This is a genomic window from Burkholderia sp. JP2-270 (assembly GCF_003233675.1).
GTDB lineage: Bacteria > Pseudomonadota > Gammaproteobacteria > Burkholderiales > Burkholderiaceae > Burkholderia > Burkholderia pyrrocinia_C.
This window is the reverse complement of the sequence record NZ_CP029826.1, coordinates 758,450-778,775: the sequence shown is the minus strand read 5'-3', so window position 1 is coordinate 778,775 and position 20,326 is coordinate 758,450. Positions and strand designations below refer to the sequence as shown.

Here is a 20,326-nt window from a genome sequence, read left to right as displayed (position 1 = left end):
CTGATGGCCAAGGAGCCACGTTATGCCACGCAAACGCAAGGAAGAAGTGACGATTGAACCGGGCAAGGGTTTGAACCTGGACCCGGAACTGATCAAGCAACTGGTACCCGGCACGCTGGATCGGGCGACGATCAACGAGCAGCTTGCGGCGCTCAAGAAGGCAATCTTCGAACGCGCGCTGGGCGGCGAACTGACCCACCACCTCGGCTACGAGAAGGGCGATGCCAAGCCGGCAGGCCGCACGAACCATCGCAACGGCACCAGCCGCAAGCGCATCACGACCGACGACGACCTGCTCGACGTCGAGATTCCGCGCGACCGCGAAGGCACTTTCGATCCGGTGCTGATCGCCAAGGGCGAGCGACGCTTCACCGGCTTCGACGACAAGATCATCGCGATGTACGCACGCGGCATGAGCGTGCGGGAGATTCAGGGCTTCCTGCAAGAGATGTACGGCATCGAGGTGTCACCAGACTTCATCAGCACGGTCACCGACGCGGTGATCGATGAAGTGCGCGAGTGGCAACAGCGGCCGCTCGAGCCGATGTACCCGGTCGTGTTCTTCGACGCCTTGCGAGTCAAGATCCGCGACGAAGGCGTGGTGCGTAACAAGGCGATCTACCTGGCGCTGGGCGTGCGCCGCGACGGCACACGCGACGTGTTGGGCCTTTGGATCGAGCAGACCGAGGGGGCCAAGTTCTGGCTGCGGGTAGTGAACGACCTTAAGCTGCGCGGCGTGCAGGATATTCTGATTGCCGTGGTCGACGGCCTGAAGGGCTTCCCGGAAGCGATCAACACGGTGTTCCCGGAAACGACGGTCCAGACCTGCATCGTGCATCTGATCCGGAACTCGCTGGACTTCGCCAGCTGGAAAGACAGGAAATCGGTCGCGGCGGCGCTCAAGGAGGTCTATCGGGCAGCGTCGGCCGAAGCGGCCGCCGTGGCGCTGGACGCGTTCGATACGAGCCCGTGGGGTACGAAATACCCTCCGATTGCCGCGCTCTGGCGCCGAGCCTGGGATCAGGTGATTCCGTTCTACGCCTTCGCGCCTGACATCCGGAAAATTGTATATACGACCAACGCGATCGAGTCGCTGCACATGCAGCTTCGGAAGATCATCAAGGCGCGCGGCCACTTCCCGTCGGACGAGGCCGCGCTCAAACTGATCTGGCTGGCGCTGCGCAACGTCGTGGCCAAGTGGACCGGCTCCCGGCACGATTGGAAGAGCGCGATGACGCAGTTCGCACTGCTTTACCCGGAACGATTCAACATTGGAGTCTGAATCTCAACCCGCCTCACACACGGAATTCCGGATACCTCCTCGGCGGCGCCTTCGTCGGCCTGCAGATCCTCCAGCCGCAATTCGAGCTGTTCGATCTGGCGATCTAGTTTCTCCGATTTCCGGCCGAACTGCATTCGGCGCAGTTTCGCGATCGTGAGCTTCAGATGCTCGATTTCGAGTGCCCGCGACGAGAGCTGCTTTCGCAGCTCAGCAACCTGAGCATCACGCTCAAGCAGCAACGCTTTCAGAGCGTTGATGTCGTCGGGCAGCGCGGTCGAGGTCGATTCCATGAGGACAGTTTACGACTGCCCACGATCACGTGAACGCCAGTTAACAATGGTTTATAGCGCGCTACGTGGGCGCGCGGCTTCGACCGGCTGTCGCCAATCGAAGCCCTCGAGCAACAACGACAGCTGAGCGGTTGTCAGCGCGACCACACCAGAGTCGGCACGGGGCCAAGCAAAGCGTCCTTTTTCGAGCCGCTTCGCCAATAAACATAGCCCGCCGTCGCTCCAATACAAGCACTTCAGCAGGTCACCGCGCTTGCCCCGGAACACGAACACGTGTCCAGAGAACGGATCTTTCTCCAGCACCGTCTGTACCTTTGCGGCCAACGAATTGAAGCCGCATCGCATATCGGTGACGCCCGCCGCGATCCAGATCCGCGTGTTTTGAGGCAGACCGATCATCGTAAAATGCGATCGAGAACAGAACGCAGCACGTCCGGGTCCGGCGCGCCTTCGATGCGAATCGACGTCTTGCCATGCTGGATCCGGATCGAGCCGGACGGTATGTTGTTGGTCGCAGTCGGCACCTCGAGCGCCATCGACGGCTGAGACGGTTCGTTGACGACAACCGGCAGCATTGCGTCTGGAATCGCATCGTCCGTTAGCAGACCTTGCGCATGGAGGCGGCGCCATGCCCACACCTGATTGGCATTGATGCCGTTCTCGCGAGCAACACGGGCGACCGACGCGCCAGGCTCGAATGTCAGCGCGACGATGGTCCGCGTCCATTCCGTCGGATGTCGGCGAGTTTGCCGTTTCGGCGGGATCTCGACTGTCTGAGTCACTCTGCCCACAACTCCTATCGTGGACACGACCGGTCATTCGTGTCCTTCACAGGACATCATGGCACTCGTCACCGAGCGTTCACAGACGGTACTGGTCTTGTGCTTACAACTTGACTGCAGGCTCGGGATTTTCGGCGTACCGCGCTCGCCCTTCCCATAGTGCGTAGAACCGCGTGATCAGCCGGTGATTGAAGGTCACGGCACCAAACCGATCTTGTGATCGCTGGTGTTCGACTGCCTGCGATAGGTGGAGCTCATCGTCGGCTCGCTTGTGGAACGCCCACACGCTTTGCAGAAACAGCAATAGAGGACTTGTTCGTTGGGTCGCCATCGTGCGAGGAACCTGCTCTGGCAGGACACCCCCCTTGTCGGGATGGCAAAACCGGCGGCGGAGTTTGCCCTCTACGTTGCCCTGCTGGCAGACGAAAACGGACCTGTCCCGTCACGGTCCAATGTCCCACTGACCGCTTGTGCAACGAAAACAACGAAGTCGGAATGCCGCGCACGATCAGCAGACTGCGCGCGGCTCGATTCCGACAGAATCAGTTAATGGTCTGTAGCGCCGACTATCGGATAGATGCCATCTTCATCGGCTGGTTCAAGCGACTTCGTAAAGAAGGTTGAATCGAGCCGGATCATATCGGGATCAGCCGGTTCAGTCGACTCCGTCACGTAAGTCGAGGCCGACATGAATTGATCCGTGTCGTGTGGCTCGACACTGCGGGTGATGACTGTAGACAAAACGGCGCTATCCGGATCGACTGGCTCCACGGTGGCCGTGAGCACGGTACTGTCCAATACGGAATCCGCGTCCGGGCGATGTTGTTGCAGACGGCGACCAGGCGATTCCGGGATGATCGTCCTGACTGAGTCACTATAGTTAAATATGTATGGTTTCATCGGGTGCCTTCGTCCAATTTCACTACTACGCTCGCATCGCCCCAAACAGACTGTGGCAGTCTGATGTCACGAATGTTCTCGTCGCCGCTGGCAAGCTTGAGTATGCCAACGATCCTGTCTCTGTTGCGATTGGCATGTTGCCCACTAACGATCACAAATTTTTCACCTCCGTCGGACAAATGTTTGCCAAGCTCCGCAAGAAGGGCGGCGACCTCTTTGGTGGCCAATGATCCGTTGGCGCTTATCACTTTTGCGTCCATCCCGGATCCGCCGTCTGTGGCTGGCTGTTCTCGCTCGGGGTGTGACATGATGAATTGCGCAGCGATCCATAACGGGACCGCCACGCACAAGGCAAGAATCATATTCGACTCAATATTCTTCACCTCGCTTGCCAGCGCGCGAACTTCCTGATTTGACGCATACCAGTTTGTATAAGCAAGTACGGCCTGGGTGCGAGGCGAGGTGTCTGCGGCAAGATCCTTGAACGTGGATCGAACAATGCCCTTGACCTGCATGCTGGACCATATGAAAGCGCCGCACGCGAACATAAACAGACACCCGATTCCAAAGACGAACCCAGCGACGCACGCGCTTCGCGACGAGATCGGAAAAATCATGGTCAGTATGTAACCGTAAAAGCCGACCAGTGCGAAATAGCTCGTGATGTGTGCCGCAATCCGTGCTTCCAATGAAGATTTGGCATCTTCGTTATTGTTGAATCGTTCCTTCAGGAATTCATACTGAATCTCAAGCTGTTCGTTCGTGAGCGCGTTAGTGTTGGTCCTGTAGTTCGCCGTCAATGTGTCTATGGTCTGCTGCGAATCAAGCAGGCACATTTCGCTGAATCTGAGAAGCTTGACCAGACCAGGACGTCCCTTATGGAGGGTTAGCAGGTAAAGCTTCGCCCTGCCAAAAACCAGCACGAGCAGTGAGAAACGGCGTGGCAAACCAGACCTGTACGCACCGTATGCGTCGTCGCACGATATGTGAAATACGGGTATCCGGTTGAAGAGGTAGAGCAGAAAGTTCACCCGTGTGTTCCCGTCAGAAAATGGATAATAGAACGCGATATCTGACCTTGCGCCATCTTGTCCAGCCAGGCCCACTGCCCGTTGGCATTCATTTCCAGAAAGTACGGCACCCCGTCTTTCAGCATGAAATCGAAACAGCCGAAGTGCATCCCGAGCGCGCGCATGAAGTCCTTTGCTCTCGACTCGAGTAAGTGTGGTAACGGTTCGAGCGAGTACGTGGGGTTGTTACCCGGTTTTCGCCAATCGACCTTGTCGGGTGAGTCGATCCTGATAGCGTGGCAATCGTTTCCAACAATAGTCACTCGAAATTCGTAATCTTTTTCGATATATTCCTGAAAGTACGCGGATACATATCTGAGACCCGAAGTATCGATTGAGGGATCCAGAAGATTGGTCTGTACAAACTCCTTACGTCCGTCGTATTCAACGACCCCGGTTGCCAGTGGCTTGACGATGAGTTCACCATTACCAAGTCGGGTCAGGGCGGATGCCGTATTGGTGATCAACCCTCGTGGTAGCTTAAGCCCCATTCTTTCGGCCAACTGCAGTTGCACAATCTTGTTGTTGGCTCTTCGCATGATTGATGGCTTTGACAGGCAGACGCCTTCAAAACCCTCGACGATACCTTCGATCGTTGAAAACATCTCGGTATGAGCGAAGGTGTGATACTGGGGTTCAAAGATCCCACCAAGATCCTCCGGGATGGGTTTGCGGTACAGGATCGAATGGCATGTTGAAGTCGTGATCGTTGAATCGTCACCGATGATCTCGAAGCCATGTTCACAGATGACGATCTGATAGGTCGAGATACGGTCAAGGTTCAAGCGGAAAAACCGGACGTTCGGGTAACGCTGAATCAGGTAGTCACAGGTTCGATCATGACTGCCCGTCACCATGAGAATTTGTTTATCCATTTATCGGAATACACTGAATCTTGCGGCGGGAACGCCGCGTTCGCTTTCGAGAGCAGGAGCCCTGGCGGTGCCCCACGGCCACCATTCCTCATCATCGTTCAAGGTCAGGCTACGGGGGAACCAAACGAAGTTCGCGACTCAACGGGCGAAAGCGAGGCGACTTGAGGTATATCGATAGAAGCCGCGCTCCCAGCCAGAGTACGAGACAAGTAACGCATACCAGCCCCGGACGGCCACTCGCCAGGCCGGTCCGGCCAGACGGCCTACAGGCCTGGACCATCTCCTCACAGCGCTGAGGCGACGTGGGTAGCCAGATGTCGGTGCGGCCTGCAAATCTCATCGTTCAAGGCGCACTCTCAGGCGGCGGGCCCGCTCCTGGAACGCACCCTCTCCACCTTCCAGGATATCGCACACCGCTTTCCGGATCTCTGCGTTTTCAAGCCCGCCGGATTTGTAGGTAATGGGCGGAAGCGCTCCTGGCGGATGGGGTCCCGACTCCGCAATGATGATCTGATCTGCATCCGTGTTGATCACGAGGTTAGCGTTGTGCGTCACCATGATGACCTGGCGATACGCCTTCGCTTCGACGAAGAGATGAACCAGCTCCTCGAAAACAGATTTCGGATCGAGATTTTCTTCAGGTTGATCAATCACCAGTGGTCGGTTATCGCTGTCGTCAAGCGCCAGATAAAGAAGAAGCAGCACGATACCGCGGGTGCCGGGAGACAATTTGCGGATATCGACGCCGTCATAGTCGATTCCGTAGCGCACCGCGATATGATCGGTGCCGAACAGCCACTGCGCGAAGCGCTTGGACCAGGCACGAAAGTCTGCCTGCTCGCTTTGCGCCACGGGTGAATGCTCAAGGAGATCCTTCTGATACAGATGGCGGAACTCGGCCATCGCGGCGCGCACCGCTGCGGAATCACCCGTCTCCCACGCGCCCTTAAGCACGTCATTCGCCTTCTGGAGTAACGTGCCTTTCCCACGAAACGCACCGGCCATCCGGAGATCGATGAGGTTGTCCTCCGCCTCAGCCGCCCACTCATCCACGTTCGCCACCCGTGCGACAGAAAACGACAGCTTCTTCAGCGTACCGGACGCAGCGGCCAGCCGGGCCATAAGCGGCGCGTACAACTCTCCCAGCACCGTCTGTTCGGCGATCAGTGCGTCGAATGCCCGGCCATAGGCCTGCTCGCGCTCCTTCTGGAGTTCGCGCGCACGATCCTTCGCACCCTGAGCGTCCCTGATCTTGTTGTTGAGGGCCTGCAAGGCCGCCGTCTCCTTCGTGATGCGACCGGATAGCGCCGCATATTTCCGCTGTGTCTCCTTGTCGGCGCTGACCAGTTTCTCCAGGCGCGCCATTTCCGCCTCGAGCATCGCGAGCGACAGCTTGCTGAGATCGGCGTCATCCGGGAAGAAGGGCTTGTTGGGATCGCCCGGTGCCGGAGCGACTCCCTTGACTAAGGCGATCTCGCCATCGACCCATTTCACGTAACCGGCAAGATTGTCGTCCACCGGACCTTTGTAATCGAGCAGGAACGAGGCCCACTGCTCGTCCGACATTCCACTGTGAGGATGCCGCACCTGAGCCTGGCGCAAAGCGTCAGGGGCCTGGTTAACGCGGAGATCCTTCACCTCGTCCTGCATGGCGAGGAATGTCTGCCGCTGGCTGGAAAGGTTACGTAGTTTTGATCGCAACTCGTTTGCGGCTGTTCCGAGTTCCGTGTGGCGCTGGGCGCGCCGTTCACTGCCCGCCGACACAAGCTTCGCCCGGTCTGCCGTATAGGCGTCAACCAGCTTTTTCTTCTGTGCCGCCTGGCTCTCGAAGCCGGGCAGGAGCTTCTCCTTTTCCAGCTCATTATTGATCAGATCGGAAAGCTGAGATACGGCCTCGGCCTCGCGTTCACGCGCAAAACGATGCCGTGATGCGCGCCGTTCGAGTAGTTCCTCGAAATCCAATGCCCCATCGCGCGACTCGTCGGGGTGCGCGTTGAAAATGACCCGCTCGATTTCCCGCAGGAGCCCGTCGGTCAATCCGTTTGACGAGCACAGCTCTTCCACGAATTGCTGTGAGAGATAGCGCACGCGCTCGTAAACAGCGGGACCATCTGCATCGGTCCCATCGAGCCTACGGACACTTGGCTCACCCGCCGCCCAACTGACCTTCACCTTCCCGTTTCCCACCAGTTCGCGAGCGCGGACGAGAAAAGAAGGATTCGCCCATTCATTCGCATGCCACGCTTCGCTGGAAATCGAATCGCAGCCGGCCGCAATCATGTCCGCGAGCGCGGTCTTGCCGGACCCGCGCGCGCCGATGATGGCCACCAGTCCTGGATTGAGCGGAATGATCGGCGTGTTGACCCAAGGCGCGTCCTGTATTTCGATCTGAGCGATGACCTGCGATGGCGTCGCGGTGGCAGGCGGCTCCGAGCCGACATAGGCGCGTCCGCCGGGATCGATGCATGCCTGCCGGAGCGAGTCAAACTCCAGTCCACCCTTGACCCAGGAAAAGCGATCGCCGAATGGGGTGGCGACGTCTTCGAGCTTGTGCGCGTCACTTCCGTGCAGACACGGTTTAAGGCCGCCATACAGCGCGTGGATTTCTGCGGGTCCGAGGCCACGCTGGCCGAGCCAAAATTCTCGCTGTGACGCGCTGCTGGCGAAGATCACATGAGCAAAACGCTCGATCTCGCGCCGGATCGTCTGATCAGCCGCCTCACGAACGCCGGATGTGCCGTCGGTTGCTCCGCCCGCAACGGCAATCAGAATGTTCTTCTTTGCCCATCCGCTTTCGCTGAAGACCTCACGCAACTGCTGGAAATTCACCTTGAACTGGTTAGCTCCGTAGGCGAGCGCCGCCCGATCATCAGTGATATTCGGATCTGCCTTCTTCCCAAGGCGGATCAGCTCCGATCGCGTACAGTCGAAACGATCCTGCATCACATTGAACTGAAGACGGGACAGCAGCCGCTGAAGTTCCTCCAGATGCTTCGGGTCGTCGGGACTCACAAACAGGTGAAGATTGACGAAGCCCCCCTTGGCAGTGGCAACGTCGAGTCGAAGCTCGACATTCGGGAAGACGAGCTTCACCCCTGGCAAGCGGCCTGCAACCTTGTGCTGGCACACTGCCTCATACGTATCGGTAACGTAATAGTCAGTGACTGCAATCGCCTCGATAGCGGGCGTCGCATTTTCCAGGGCGGCGAGGTAGTCCTCCCATGCTGTCGGTCCGTTGAACTGATTGTTCATGACGGTACCGGGCGCGTGAATATGTGGCTCCCACCTGCGCCATTCTGACCCCCGACTCATCATTGTCACCAAGCCCCTATTTCCGAAAAATTTTTGGCAATCTCGCTACGTGTTCGCGCGCACAACACTGCAGGGATAGCACGTTTCAATGCTTGCGCCGCTCCTTCCTGGACGCTTTGGAACAACGCACACGCGCCAACAAACCACCATGGTCTGCTCCATGCCTCGGCTCGCCTACGACATGAACGAACGCTATGGCGTTTGCCTGTCAATCTTCGGCTCCTGTAACCTGGCGCCGGAATTTCGGCTCAAGCATCAACTTGTGCGTCACATAGGTGACGGCCCCGGATGGATTTCGCGGGTCCTTAGCCGTCTTCTCCACCCTGTCCTGCGCCCGCCAGATGCCGAACATGACGATGACGGCACCCACGGGAAAGTTCAAAAGCCAGTTCGCGTCCTCATGAGCAATGCTGACTTCGAACGTCTCGACACGGTCTGAAGCACCGGTTTTCCGGTAGAGCGCATCGCAGTTCAGAAAAGCATTCTTGAACTTGTCTCCCGGTGACGGAACGTAGTGCGAGCGCACGGTCGCCGCCAGTGCGATCGGAAAAGCGTTCGTCCCGCCCTGCCTCACCAACTCCCACGCTTCATCGTACCGCTCACGCTCGAAAAAGAAGTCCTTCCATGCGATGCGTCGCGTACCGAAACGCAGGATCAGTTCCGACGCCAGGAACGTATCCGATTCGCATAACGCGCGAAGGGCGACGAGATCGGCCGTCGTTCGCACGTAACCCGAGAGCTTCTTCTCTGACTGGACAACATCGATGGTGGCATTCCCGCCCGGCGTCCCGGCACCCGTGCCGGGACGGACCGGTGTCGTGCCGGAAAGCCCCTTGCCGCGCAGGCCATTGTGAAGCACAAGCAGTCGCAGTTCGCGTTTGCCGGTATCGAGTGCCTTCACGAAATCCGGATCGGACTGCGCGACGATAGCCGTCAACCGTCCCGGTGGGTCATAGCGGCATCCGGCGACATGCTCGGAATCACTCGTCAGGCCGATGTAGGCGGGCACATCGATTGGCTCGATCCGGTTGGAGCGGTTCTGCTGGTAACGATGCACGAATCGCACCGCACATCCGCATGGCGGATGATCGCAGACAAGATCCGGTATCTCCCGCTGCCCGTCATGAAGCGCCTGTAACGCCTCAACGGTCCACGCCTTTCCCCGTCGGTCCAGTGCGGACCGCATCCTGATTCCTTTTCCCATCGTTCTGAGTCTTTTACTGTCAGGAATAGGCATGTTATCCCATCAAGACGCCGATGTGCGCGCAACAGCAACGTTGAAATACGACCTATGGCGAAGGTACCGCGGGGACCCGCGAGCCTGGCCGGCGACAGCGCCGGTGGTAAATCGCGCCGGGCACGACCCGCGCAAACCTCTCTGAAAGACGAATGCGAGATCCATCGGCATGCCCGAATTGCGGGCTGGATTTGTGCAATGGACACCGATTGCTTGCGGGAAAGCGGATCCGCGAGCCGGGCATCCTCCGCGCCGCTGATGCAGGGCTCGCCTTTGACCGTCTCCGCGCTTGTTCATCCTGCATTCGAAGGCACCCCGGCGGGTGCCGCAAGGGTGCGACCTGGCTCAACGTCGGGCGCCCCCTCGCCGCTTACGCGTCGTGACCGGGCTTTCGCGCTGAGCGTCGAGCCCCGTTCCGCGTCTCGCCCCCTGACGGGCATCAATCCCTGGCGCAGCAGTTGACCCCGTCGCCTTCGAGGAAGATGCCGCGTCCGCGGCACCGCTGCCCGGTCAACCCGAGGCATGGCATGCACCCAGCTCCCAGCTTCCCGCCCATGACCCGCGACTGTAGCCGATAGCGGACAGGCGTCAAGGGGCGAGGGACCGTGTTGCCCGCCCCCCCTCCCTCGCCTGTTTCCTTGACGCCTGTCCGCTATCGGCTCCTTCAGTCGCACGGGCGGGAACCCGGGAGTCAGGCGGCAGCAAAGCCAACCCCGAGTTCCACCGGGAGGTGTCCAGCCGCAACGGCAAGGCACACCTCCTCGCCCAGTTCTGGTCCTCAACCTTGACTGTGGAGATTGCCATGCGACTCGCTTCCTCATTCCATTACAGCGCGCCGATGCTGCGCGCGGATGCGCCCCTTTCTGACGATCAGATTCGCCGCGTCGCCCCGTCCATCTTCGCGGACGGCAAGCATGAAAGCCGTTCCGAACGCTACACCTACATTCCCACCATCGACGTACTGCGCGGCCTGCGCAATGAAGGCTTCCAACCATTCATGATCTGCCAAACGCGCGTGCGCGATTCCGGTAAGCGCGAATTCACGAAACATATGCTCCGGCTGCGCCATGCCGGCCAGATCACCGGCGAGGAAGCCGATGAAATCGTGCTGCTGAACTCGCACGACGGCACCAGTAGTTACCAGATGCTCGCCGGCACATTCCGCTTTGTCTGCCAGAACGGCATGGTCTCGGGCGAGAACATCGCCGATATCCGCGTGCCGCACAAAGGCAACGTGGTGCGGAACGTGATCAACGGCGCGTTCGATGTGCTCGACGGATTCGAACTGGTCCGAGAACAGAAAGACGGCATGCGCTCGGTAACGCTCGACCGCGAAGAACAACAGGCGTTCGCACGCTCCGCGCTCGCGCTGCGGTACGACCCGACCGACGCCGAAGCGCCGGCTCCCGTCAGCGAAAGCCAGTTGCTAGCTCCGCGCCGCTTCGAGGATCGCCGCGACGACCTCTGGACCGTCTTTAACCGCGTGCAGGAGAACCTGACCAAGGGTGGCCTGCATGGCCGCTCCCGCTCGGGACGCGCGATATCCACTCGCCCCATTACCGGTATCGACCAGAACGTGAAGCTCAACCGCGCGCTGTGGATGCTCGCGGACGCCATGCGCCAGATGAAGGTGTAACGACTGACGGGCGGCGCATCTGCGTCGCCCTACCGTTCGGCTTTGCGCCATGACGCCCGTCGGGTCACGTCCTGACGCAATCGCACCTTACTGGCCCGGCATCTTCCTACTATCGGGAGTCGATCATGCAAACCCAATCTGTCGAAACCGTCACCGGCGCCGTTGACGCCACCGCACCCTCCACCATGCTCGAAACCAACTTCGGCAACGAGCAGCCGGTCGTGACGGTGCCGTATTCCAGCCTGCAACGCTCACCCTTGAACGTGCGCACGAAACCGCCATCCGGCATCGCCGGACTGGCCGCCAACGTTCGCGCCAAAGGGTTGTTGCAAAACCTCGTGGTCCACGAGATCAAGGGGACACGCGGCAAGCACCGCAAATATGGCGTCTGCGCAGGCCAGCGACGCGAAGCCGCGCTCGATCTGCTGTTCGAGCAGAAGCACATCGCCGCCGACTATCCCGTACCGGTGCGCATCGTTAGCGAAGGCGAAGCGCTCGCCATTTCGCTGATTGAGAACAGTGAGCGGGAAGGACTCGACCCGTTCGACGTGCTGCGCGCGTATCGGATGCTGGCCGATGAAGGCCGCAGCGTCGATTACATCGCCACGCTGTTTTCAGCGTCGCCCATCACCGTCAAACGGCGCATGAAGCTCGCCAACGTGTCGCCCAAACTACTGGCGCTGTTGCGCGAAGATGCAATCACGCTCGACCAGCTTGCCGCACTCGCGATCGCGGACGATCATGACACGCAGGAGCGTCTGTGGTTTGAGACCAACGAGTGGCAACGTCAACCGCACTATCTGCGGCAAGCGATCACCCGTGCCGAGATCGATGCGAGCCGCAGCCGCCTCGTGCGCTTCGTCGGCCTTGCCGCCTATGAGGCGGCAGGCGGCTACGTGCGTCGGGACCTGTTCAGCGACGACGAGCATGCGGGCTTCATTGCCGACGCCGACCTGCTGCAGCGCCTCGCCGCACAGAAGCTCGACGCAGCGGCCGAAACGCTGCGTGCCGAAGGTTGGGGCTGGACGGAAACGCGTGTCGAACGCGACATGCTGGAACTGAACCGTTACGGCAGACTGCGCCCTGTCCAGCGCCCCTACACCGATGAGGAGCAACGCGGACTCGACGCACTCACCGCGCAGCAGACGGAACTGAGCCACAAGCTCGATGCACTGGCAGAGGACGACGAGGACGCTTACGACGAAGCCGAACGCCTCGATGCTGAGATCGGACAGGTCGACGCCGCGATCCGCGCGCTGGAAACCAGCACTGTCGTGTGGGTGGCATCACAGATGGCCGAGGCCGGGGCGTTCGTGATCGTCGGCCCGCAGGGAGAACTGGTCATCGAGCGCGGTCTCGTACGGCGCGAGGATAGCGCAGCGCTCGATGCAGCAGGCGCGGCCGTGACCAGCACAGCCGAGGCAGATGTGCCGGACACGGCAGACGCACCGGCCAAGATCAAGCCAATCCACAGCGCGACGCTCTGTCAGCGGCTGACCGCACATCGCACTGCCGCCGTCCATGCGGAACTGGTCGAGCAGCCCGCCGTGGCACTCGCGGCCCTGTTGCGGCATCTGGTTCCGCAGGCGTTTCCGGAGCACTACGGCCACGGCTTCACGCCGCACTATCTGGCACTTTCGGGCAACAATAATCGCGATAGTCTGCTGCGCGCGGCGGATGATTTACCGGTCAATCCGGCGTGGAACACGGTCGAGATGCAGCGCACACGTTGGATCGCGGAACTGCCCGCAAGCCAAGCGGATCTGCTGCCGTGGTTGCTCAGGCAGGATGTGTACACGACCTTGCTCGACCTACTCGCGTTTTGCACTGGAACCGTGCTCGACGGTATTGCTGCCTCCGAAGCGCCACACGCGATCAACGCGCTGGCCGATGCACTGAGTCTCGATATGACCCGGTACTGGACACCAACGCGCACCGCGTACTTCGACCATGTCAGCAAGGCACGTATCGTGGAAGTCGTGACCGGTGCGATTTCTCCCAAGGTCGCGGCGGACCTCGCCAAGATGAAAAAGGGCGACGCGGCAGCAGCGGCGGAACTGCGCCTCGCGAAGGTCGCATGGCTGCCGAAAGTTCTCACCGATCGCGAGATTCTGACATCGCCGTCATGGACTATCCACGCCGACGACGAGGACGACAACGATGGCGAGGAAGTCGATGCAGATGAGAACAGCGGAAATGAGGACGGCCCCCTCAACCACACGCCTCACGATGTCGAGTCGTCCACCGGAACCGCCGAACAGCCGCCGTGGCCTTTCCCGACCACTGAATCGGTCACCACTGCACAAACTGACCCGGACGTCGCGTAACTGTCGATCCTCATCCAATGACGCAACACAGCAGACGGCAGCCCACTTCAGGGCCTGCCGTCTGCTGACCCGGCCTGCGCCGCTTGGCTAACCGTACCCGACGGGTCGTGCCCTGACCGCCCGTCCACCCAAGCACTCGCAACCAGCAGCATCAAGCAGAGGACCGTTGCGCTCGCCAGCCATAGACACCGCATCGTACGTACAAAACGTCGTTCTATCGCCGTCGTCGTTGCGTCCACCCGCGCCGCCGCCGCGTCCACCGCTTTCTCGAACCGGCCGACAATCTCATCCAGCCGCTCGCGCTGTTCGCGCCCCGAAATTGCCACCGCACCGATCATCCGATTGCCGGTTGTGCGCACGAGGTGACTGGTCAGCTGTGCACTGAGCGCAGTCAGTGAGGTCTCGTTCAGATTCGCCAACGCTTCCCGGTACCGCGCCTCATGTTCCTGAATCAGGTTCTCCGCCACCGTGATCGTTGCCTTGCACCGTTCAAGCGCGCTGCGGTGTTGTTGCATCAACGCATCGTTCGCGCCACCGATTTCCCGCCGAGCCGCTTCGAGACTGCCCTCGCTCGCCCATCGAATACGCTCCGGCATTGCCTCATACAGGCGCGCGTAGTACTCGAGCGCCGCGATGATGGACCAGAGTGCGTCGTTATCCTGCAGATTCAGGGCGCCCGATATCCGGCGCATCCGGGCCAAACTTGTGTCGTCCGGGACCTCACCGGATACCTCCTGAAACAGGCGGACCAGTGGCTCGACCGGCCGCCTACGGCTCATCGTCGGTCCCCGCGTGATCGATCATGGTCGAGAAGATTGTGTCGCACAGCGAACGCCAGCGCAGCAGCTCCGCCCGTTCACCGATGTGCATCGTCTCCGACGCAACGCGAATCGACATCCGCTGACTACGCAGTTCGTCCGCGACGCGATCCGCTAGATCCGGGAAGTCGAGTGTGCGTCCTCGTGCCTCGATCGTTTTGCGCAATTGCGACGCCTGATACAGCGTAAACTTGTCCGGCGTACCGAAATGACCGTTGCGCACGACATGGATCGTCGCCTCGGGAAATGTCGGACTGAACGCACGCAGCAATTCCAAACTGTCGCGCTGCCGGTTGATCACCCACAGTACGACGAGCTCGCGCCGCAGTTCGCCGAGCGTACTGGCAAGTGTCGCGCCAAAACGGGCAATGCCCGGTTGGCTGCGCGCCGCCGTGTTGACAACAATGGCCGCGTCCCGGCGTTCGTCACAGAAGTTGACCAGACCGATCCAGCCTTCGGCTTCGTCCAGGCTGTAGGCAATGCACGGCACCTCGTCCTGAATCGCTTTCATCACGTCGGGATTGGACGTATCAGTTTCGACCAGTGCGACAGGAAGATCACGACGCTGGAGGTAGTCGGCCAGCGCGAGCGAGACAAAGCTCTTGCCCACACCGCCCTTGCTGCCGCCCACCAGATAGATTGGGTAAGTCGTCGCCATATGCACCTCTACAGGTCCTCGGTGTCCGGCGCTATCTCGAACGAGAACGCGTCCTGAATCACCATGCCCCCCGGTTTGGTCATCGCCCTTCGACTACCCTTCCGGTCTCGATTCTCTGTTTGATCGACAGTCGGCGGTCTCGTTTGCTTCGGCTTCTTGATTCGCGGCGACGCGGTACCCGGCCCCGGTGAGTCGGCTCTTTCCACACGCCCGGCCTTGTGATATTTCGCTACGCGTTGCATCGCGTAGCGCAACGTGCTGGCGCTGATGTCCACACCCTCGTTCGAAAGTTGCTGAACGATTTCTTCGAATGTGTAACCCTTCTGTTGCGCCGCGTCGATCTGCGGCCGCATTGCATTCACCGCCTCACGCACAGTGACGTGATGCTCGTGTGCAGGCTTGGGTGGCAACGCGTCGAGACGGCGAGCTACCGCGTCCCATTGCGCTTGGGTAAAGCGTTTTACGATCGGCATGATCCGCCTCGACACACTGCCTAGAGACCATCTTGCTGATGGAAAAGATGGTCGTCAATGCCTGAAACAAGCCGAACTTCGTGCATCGGATCGAATGGGAACGGACCGGAATTGCACGGTATCGCAAAATATTTTTTGTCGTCGCGTTGAGGCAACGCCAACTCGCATCGACCATGCCTTAAGGTGCAAACGACGATTGGAGCTGGATGAATCTGATCATGCGAGCGATGCTCGTAGAACGAACCTCTGTATTCGACCGACGCGACTTACTCCGCATCCAGGTCGTCACCTACTGGTTGATTGCTCGCTCGCACTAATGCGGTTGCATGTTCAACCAGTCGCTTTTGTTGCGCCACGTGTGACGATGCCGATCGCTCACAACGCTTCGTTTTCCTACATCACCTGGCCACAGGATTGACACGACGCAACATGTGTCGTTCGCTATCTTTGATTACGTGCGCACCGTCTTGTTGCGCGAGACGTACACCCTTCCTACTTGCTATGAACGCGTCTTTTTGCAGCAACGGCCCCGTCTTTCTGCGCGACCACACTGCATCGTGCGTGGCAATTGACGAACGACGGGATGAAAAGACAAAAGACAAGATACTGCAGGATAGGCTTGCGCCGGTTTTGGGCGCCATTGCACTTCACCGCGACAAGACATTCTCTTTCCACCAACCACGTCACTTTCGAATTCAGCACCTGCAGCGTGAGCACGCAGCACCATGAACTGGGAAATTTTGAATGTCATCACCATGAACGAAAATTTTCAATATTCTGGATAACGATATTGTTGCGTTCACGGAACGGACGTCTATATTTGAAGGAGCGGCAGTCAGCACGTCGCATTTCGCTGCACCCTCATGTCGACCAACGAGGCACCACCGGGCCCAGCTCTGGAGGAACATTCCGTGGCATTTCTTAAACTTGCGATCGCATTTGGCACAATCATTGCGATTGCGAAGAGCATTCAGCTCTTCGGCCATCACGCTCGACGCCAGTACGGCTACAGTTTTTTCACGGCACGTGGCTTTTGGCTCGCTGCGATCGGCATCAATCTCGTGTGGTGGGGATATTTCGGATGGGGAGCCGCACTGCTTCGGCATGGACCGACGTGGAGCGGCCTCGTACTCATGGCAATGGGGCTTGCGGCAGTGATCCGGTTGATCTACGAAAACGTTCGGGGTACGGGCGCGGTACACGGCTTCTGCGGATCAGTACTGCAGTTCATGTTGTTTTTCCCGGTGGCACTCTACGGCGTACCGCTTCTAGCGATCGCGTTGCTGTTTCTACTCTTTGCGACATTCAAGGCCGGACCGGTATGGTTCGCTGATCGAGAATAAGCAGGTGCCAAAGGACAGCAGTGCCGATGCATCTGACCATGAGCAATATCATCACAACCGGTCGAATCACCGTCAGAACAGGCTCAACGATCATCCCTTAGTTCCACAACTCCAGAAGAGCGTGGCCCAGGTTGAACAAAAGACGCCACGCAACTGATCGTGTTTTGGATTTTCCTACACTTAGGATCGGGTATCGCAGCATGAACTGCTGTCACCCCACGCATCGGACATCAACGCTCCATATCCCGAGTCGCGTCGTCTAACCGATCGACGTCCGGTCCCTGCCTGCTCGGCTGCTCACGTCCATTATCCGGATTGCGCCCTACCACTGGTCGCTCTCGTTGCACCGGCATGGCCCCCACGAAGTACGCCATTTCAACGGCCATCAAGCGATCCTCGCGCATGCGCGATCTTGCCATCGCGTAGGCCATCTCACGCCACGCGGTAAATACGCCACCATGCGCGCCCCATCGGGCATCGCACTGAGCATCAGTCGGCAACGGTTTCCAGTACCTCGGCGTTTCGCCGCGTGCGACCATATGAATGACAGCCTGCTTCGGATAGCGTTGCGTTACGCCGCGCGCACGCCGAGGCGTCGCATTCGCCTCGACTCCATACTCCCTCAGTTCCTCCGCAAAGCGCTCGCGCCATCGCTGCAAATCCTTGTGCCGCGGATTCAGGCGGCGCCCGTTAGGGCCACGGACCTGGACGCTCAGATGAACATGCGGATGCGCTTCGTCTTCGTGCGCGGCGAAAACGTATGCGCGCCCGTCGCCGAACTCACGCGCCGAGAAATCGCGCGCCGCATCGCGCACGGCTTTTCGATCCGTTCCGGGCGGCATCGACAGCAGGATGTTGAAAGTTTCACGCCGCGTACTGGCCTCCGGGATGCCCCAGCCGCCCAGTTGCCATGTCTTTACGAGATCGCTCAGCGCTTCCTTGCCTTCAATACGGTTGCCGTTCTGATCTTCCAGTTCGATCCGGCCGTTACGGGAGATATAGCGCAAATGCCGACGTACTGCTCCCAACCCTTGCGCACTCCCCGCCTTGTTGGTGATCTTGACCATGACCTCCGGGGTACGCCTGAGCGTGCGGGCGACCCGAGCGCGCATGAGGGCGGCGGCGTTGCGAATATCCACATGTGAGAGCCGTGCGGCACGCGCATGTCGTAGTGGCTCCTGAAACAGGCGGTCACCCCAGTTCACGAGCATCGCATCGATATAGATCCTCGGATATGGCATGTCAGCGGCTCCATCGGTCAAGATTCGCGCGAATGATGACAGCCGCCGTACGCAGGTGTTCATCAACGCGCCTTCGCAACCCTACCCATTCGGACCTCAACTCCCGACGGGCCGGCTCTGCCTCGTCGGCCCGTGCAAGTTGGCCCAACAGACGGCCGATCTCGGCAAGCTGCCGATTTGATACGGATAGGGCATGCAATTCGGGCTCGCCCAACTGCGGCTCTCGGGTCAATTGCGCACGAATTAGCGACACGATCCAGCGATTACCGCGCAGGCCCATTGCCATCGCATGTCGTTCGACCGCTCTCCGTTCTGCAATAGTCAGCCGGATTTCGATACGCGTGCGCGGCTCCCCGACCACCGGCCGAGGTAAGCCACACGTGGTCGTGCCAGGTTCCCCGGCCGCATCTTCACGGATAGCGATTACAACCAACTGGCGCACGCCCTGGCCTGCGGTCAAACCGCGGCGCGCACACCAGTCTTCCCAGTGTGACCTGAGTGCACCGAGCTCGACGCACAGACGCTCGCGGCCGACCACGATTCACCTCAGCGAGATGGTGATGGCGGTGACGGTTCGCCAGGCATTCGCTCGATCTCTCGGGTAGGCGTGCGTTCGGAGGTCCGATGCTTGCGACGATTCCGGTCCGATGGCGCGTTCGGATCAAACACCTTCGGCGTCGGTACCGGGATGCCCTCGCGCTGGAACGCGACCAACATGCGCTCCGCACGCTTCTGTACCCGAGCAACGGAACGCTGACTGAAACCCTGCTCGCGCATAGCTGCCGTCAGCACGGCCAGATGCAGTGCCACTTCATCTCCTGAATAGGGCGCGTCGTAACGGCCTTGAAGCTCTGGCTCCCCGACCGGGGCAACGTGCGAATTCGCAGCTCGGGCTTCTTCGCCCGGCGGATTTTCTGATTGCCGCGCGACAGAAACATCACGCTCCCGCTGCGCGACTTCCACCTGCCACGTATTGCGGTAAACGTCTTTCTCGTCCTCGCCAATCACCAGTCCTTCGTCATTAAAAATCGGCACTCGAACCGTGACGAGGCGTTTGCCGAGATTCTCGAGCATCACCTGCTGCCCGATTTGAGCATTCGTTTCACGCACCGCGCGCTCGAGATCGACACCCCACACCACCTGATCGATTCCAGTCTCGTCGCGAAACACGACGTAATACGAGCCGCTGCGCGCCGAATTGTGTTGGTATGGCGCGCCACCATGCTCACGCAGTTCCCCGACGTAGCGCCGTGGACCATCGATCTCGTCGTTTGCGGCGTTCTGGTTTCCCTCGGGAATGGCCGATCCAGAACCGGCCGGACGGCGTGGTGCAAATGAAGGAGATGGGTTGACGGCCATCCTTGCGTCGACGCGAGGCGCGGATGAAACCATCGTTCGATCATCTAGGCGACCCAGTGCGTTCGCGACAGGCGGTGACCCGACGTGCGCCGCCACCTCGATGCGATTGTCCAACCGCGCCTGCCGCGCATCCGCCAGACGCGCCAGATCAGCCGCTTGTGGCTCGTAGCCGCTCACCTCGATCCCGAGCAGTGTGCCTTGCAGCCACGCCTCGCCGCGAAACACCTCGTGCCCGGACACTCGAATGCGCCGCCACGACTTCGCATGCGCCATGTCGATCATGGACTCGACTACGTCTGGGTGGTTGTGCTCGGTAACGAGATACGGCCCCAGATCTTCAAATGCGAGCTGATACGGCGCGTCCTTTAGGAAATACTGGTTGCCGGCGCGCAGGTAGCGCTTGCGTATTCGTTCAGGCGGTTGGTCGAGCGGCGCACGGACTCGATTCGTCTCGTCCGGTATCCCGTGCGGCGATGGAGTCTCGGCATACTGCGGAACGGTGGCATCGTCGCAGATCGCTTTCTCTCGCAATCTAGCCCGGGCAGCATCGAAGTCACGTCGGCGTCGAGCCGATACTGCCTCTTCAGCGGCCAGATTCAGCCTGTACTGACGTTCGTCCAACGCAACCGGACCGACACTATCGCCTGTCGAATCCTGTTCAATCATGTTGACAACTGGATCGGCTTCATCGGCGGAAACTCTCTGGGCCATGTCACCACCTCG

General features: G+C 59.8%; 16 protein-coding genes and 1 pseudogene. 4 read left to right on the top strand and 13 right to left on the bottom strand.

From position 1 onward, the window contains the following. The first annotated feature begins 22 nt into the window (after positions 1 to 22). Complete coding sequence (locus DM992_RS36275; protein WP_111015445.1) at positions 23 to 1,282, top strand: IS256 family transposase; 1,260 nt, start codon at positions 23 to 25, stop codon at positions 1,280 to 1,282. Positions 1,283 to 1,323: 41 nt separating this feature from the next. Here DM992_RS36275 and DM992_RS36270 read toward each other — a convergent pair. From DM992_RS36270 to DM992_RS36225, 8 genes and pseudogenes are all read right to left on the bottom strand, one after another. Next, positions 1,324 to 1,572, bottom strand: a pseudogene (locus DM992_RS36270) (transposase); the annotation flags it as partial. A 51-nt stretch (positions 1,573 to 1,623) separates the two neighbouring features. Beyond that, the gene (tnpB, locus tag DM992_RS36265) at positions 1,624 to 1,971 is read right to left on the bottom strand and encodes an IS66 family insertion sequence element accessory protein TnpB (protein ID WP_059671215.1); all 348 of its coding nucleotides are present in this window, start codon (positions 1,969 to 1,971) and stop codon (positions 1,624 to 1,626) included. Next, entirely contained in the window at positions 1,968 to 2,354 is a 387-nt protein-coding gene (locus DM992_RS36260) for a transposase (RefSeq protein ID WP_162631819.1), read from the bottom strand. The genes tnpB and DM992_RS36260 overlap by 4 nt, the downstream gene beginning before the upstream one ends. Before the next feature lie 546 nt (positions 2,355 to 2,900). Continuing rightward, positions 2,901 to 3,254, bottom strand: coding sequence for a hypothetical protein (locus DM992_RS36245; RefSeq protein WP_162631818.1), 354 nt, complete (start codon positions 3,252 to 3,254; stop codon positions 2,901 to 2,903). Next, entirely contained in the window at positions 3,251 to 4,285 is a 1,035-nt protein-coding gene (locus DM992_RS36240) for a hypothetical protein (protein WP_111021008.1), read from the bottom strand. The genes DM992_RS36245 and DM992_RS36240 overlap by 4 nt, the downstream gene beginning before the upstream one ends. Next, positions 4,282 to 5,199, bottom strand: coding sequence for a hypothetical protein (locus tag DM992_RS36235; RefSeq protein WP_111021007.1), 918 nt, complete (start codon positions 5,197 to 5,199; stop codon positions 4,282 to 4,284). The genes DM992_RS36240 and DM992_RS36235 overlap by 4 nt, the downstream gene beginning before the upstream one ends. A 336-nt stretch (positions 5,200 to 5,535) precedes the next feature. Continuing rightward, complete coding sequence (locus tag DM992_RS36230) at positions 5,536 to 8,514, bottom strand: TrlF family AAA-like ATPase (RefSeq protein WP_111021006.1); 2,979 nt, start codon at positions 8,512 to 8,514, stop codon at positions 5,536 to 5,538. A 205-nt stretch (positions 8,515 to 8,719) separates the two neighbouring features. Further along, positions 8,720 to 9,697 carry an ATP synthase subunit J gene (locus DM992_RS36225; protein ID WP_239511467.1) on the bottom strand — a complete coding sequence of 326 codons (978 nt, stop codon included), beginning with the start codon at positions 9,695 to 9,697 and terminating at the stop codon, positions 8,720 to 8,722. An 853-nt stretch (positions 9,698 to 10,550) separates the two neighbouring features. Here DM992_RS36225 and DM992_RS36220 point away from each other — a divergent pair. After that, positions 10,551 to 11,384 (top strand): DUF932 domain-containing protein, encoded by an 834-nt coding sequence (locus DM992_RS36220; protein ID WP_111021004.1) that lies wholly within the window; start codon positions 10,551 to 10,553, stop codon positions 11,382 to 11,384. A gap of 125 nt (positions 11,385 to 11,509) precedes the next feature. After that, a complete protein-coding gene (locus DM992_RS36215; RefSeq protein WP_111021003.1) occupies positions 11,510 to 13,711 on the top strand; it encodes a ParB/Srx family N-terminal domain-containing protein in 2,202 nt (733 codons plus the stop codon). A 47-nt stretch (positions 13,712 to 13,758) separates the two neighbouring features. Here DM992_RS36215 and DM992_RS36210 read toward each other — a convergent pair whose 3' ends face one another. The 3 genes from DM992_RS36210 to DM992_RS36200 are packed head-to-tail and all read right to left on the bottom strand — an operon-like array spanning position 13,759 to position 15,660. Further along, entirely contained in the window at positions 13,759 to 14,490 is a 732-nt protein-coding gene (locus DM992_RS36210) for a hypothetical protein (protein WP_204356191.1), read from the bottom strand. After that, entirely contained in the window at positions 14,480 to 15,187 is a 708-nt protein-coding gene (locus DM992_RS36205) for a P-loop NTPase (protein WP_111021622.1), read from the bottom strand. Before DM992_RS36205 ends, DM992_RS36210 begins: the two co-directional genes overlap by 11 nt. Before the next feature lie 8 nt (positions 15,188 to 15,195). Next, positions 15,196 to 15,660: a hypothetical protein gene (locus DM992_RS36200; RefSeq protein WP_111021621.1), complete on the bottom strand. Its 465-nt coding sequence runs from the start codon at positions 15,658 to 15,660 to the stop codon at positions 15,196 to 15,198. A 911-nt stretch (positions 15,661 to 16,571) separates the two neighbouring features. On the opposite strand from DM992_RS36200, the gene DM992_RS36195 reads away from it, so the two are divergent. Further along, positions 16,572 to 17,003 (top strand): hypothetical protein, encoded by a 432-nt coding sequence (locus DM992_RS36195; protein ID WP_111021620.1) that lies wholly within the window; start codon positions 16,572 to 16,574, stop codon positions 17,001 to 17,003. Positions 17,004 to 17,233: 230 nt separating this feature from the next. On the opposite strand, the gene DM992_RS36190 is transcribed toward DM992_RS36195, so the two are convergent. Both DM992_RS36190 and DM992_RS36180 read right to left on the bottom strand, forming a co-directional pair. Further along, a complete protein-coding gene (locus tag DM992_RS36190) occupies positions 17,234 to 18,244 on the bottom strand; it encodes a relaxase/mobilization nuclease domain-containing protein (protein WP_111021002.1) in 1,011 nt (336 codons plus the stop codon). Between the two features lie 546 nt (positions 18,245 to 18,790). Then, positions 18,791 to 20,314 carry an LPD7 domain-containing protein gene (locus DM992_RS36180; protein ID WP_111021619.1) on the bottom strand — a complete coding sequence of 508 codons (1,524 nt, stop codon included), beginning with the start codon at positions 20,312 to 20,314 and terminating at the stop codon, positions 18,791 to 18,793. Positions 20,315 to 20,326 lie beyond the last annotated feature (12 nt).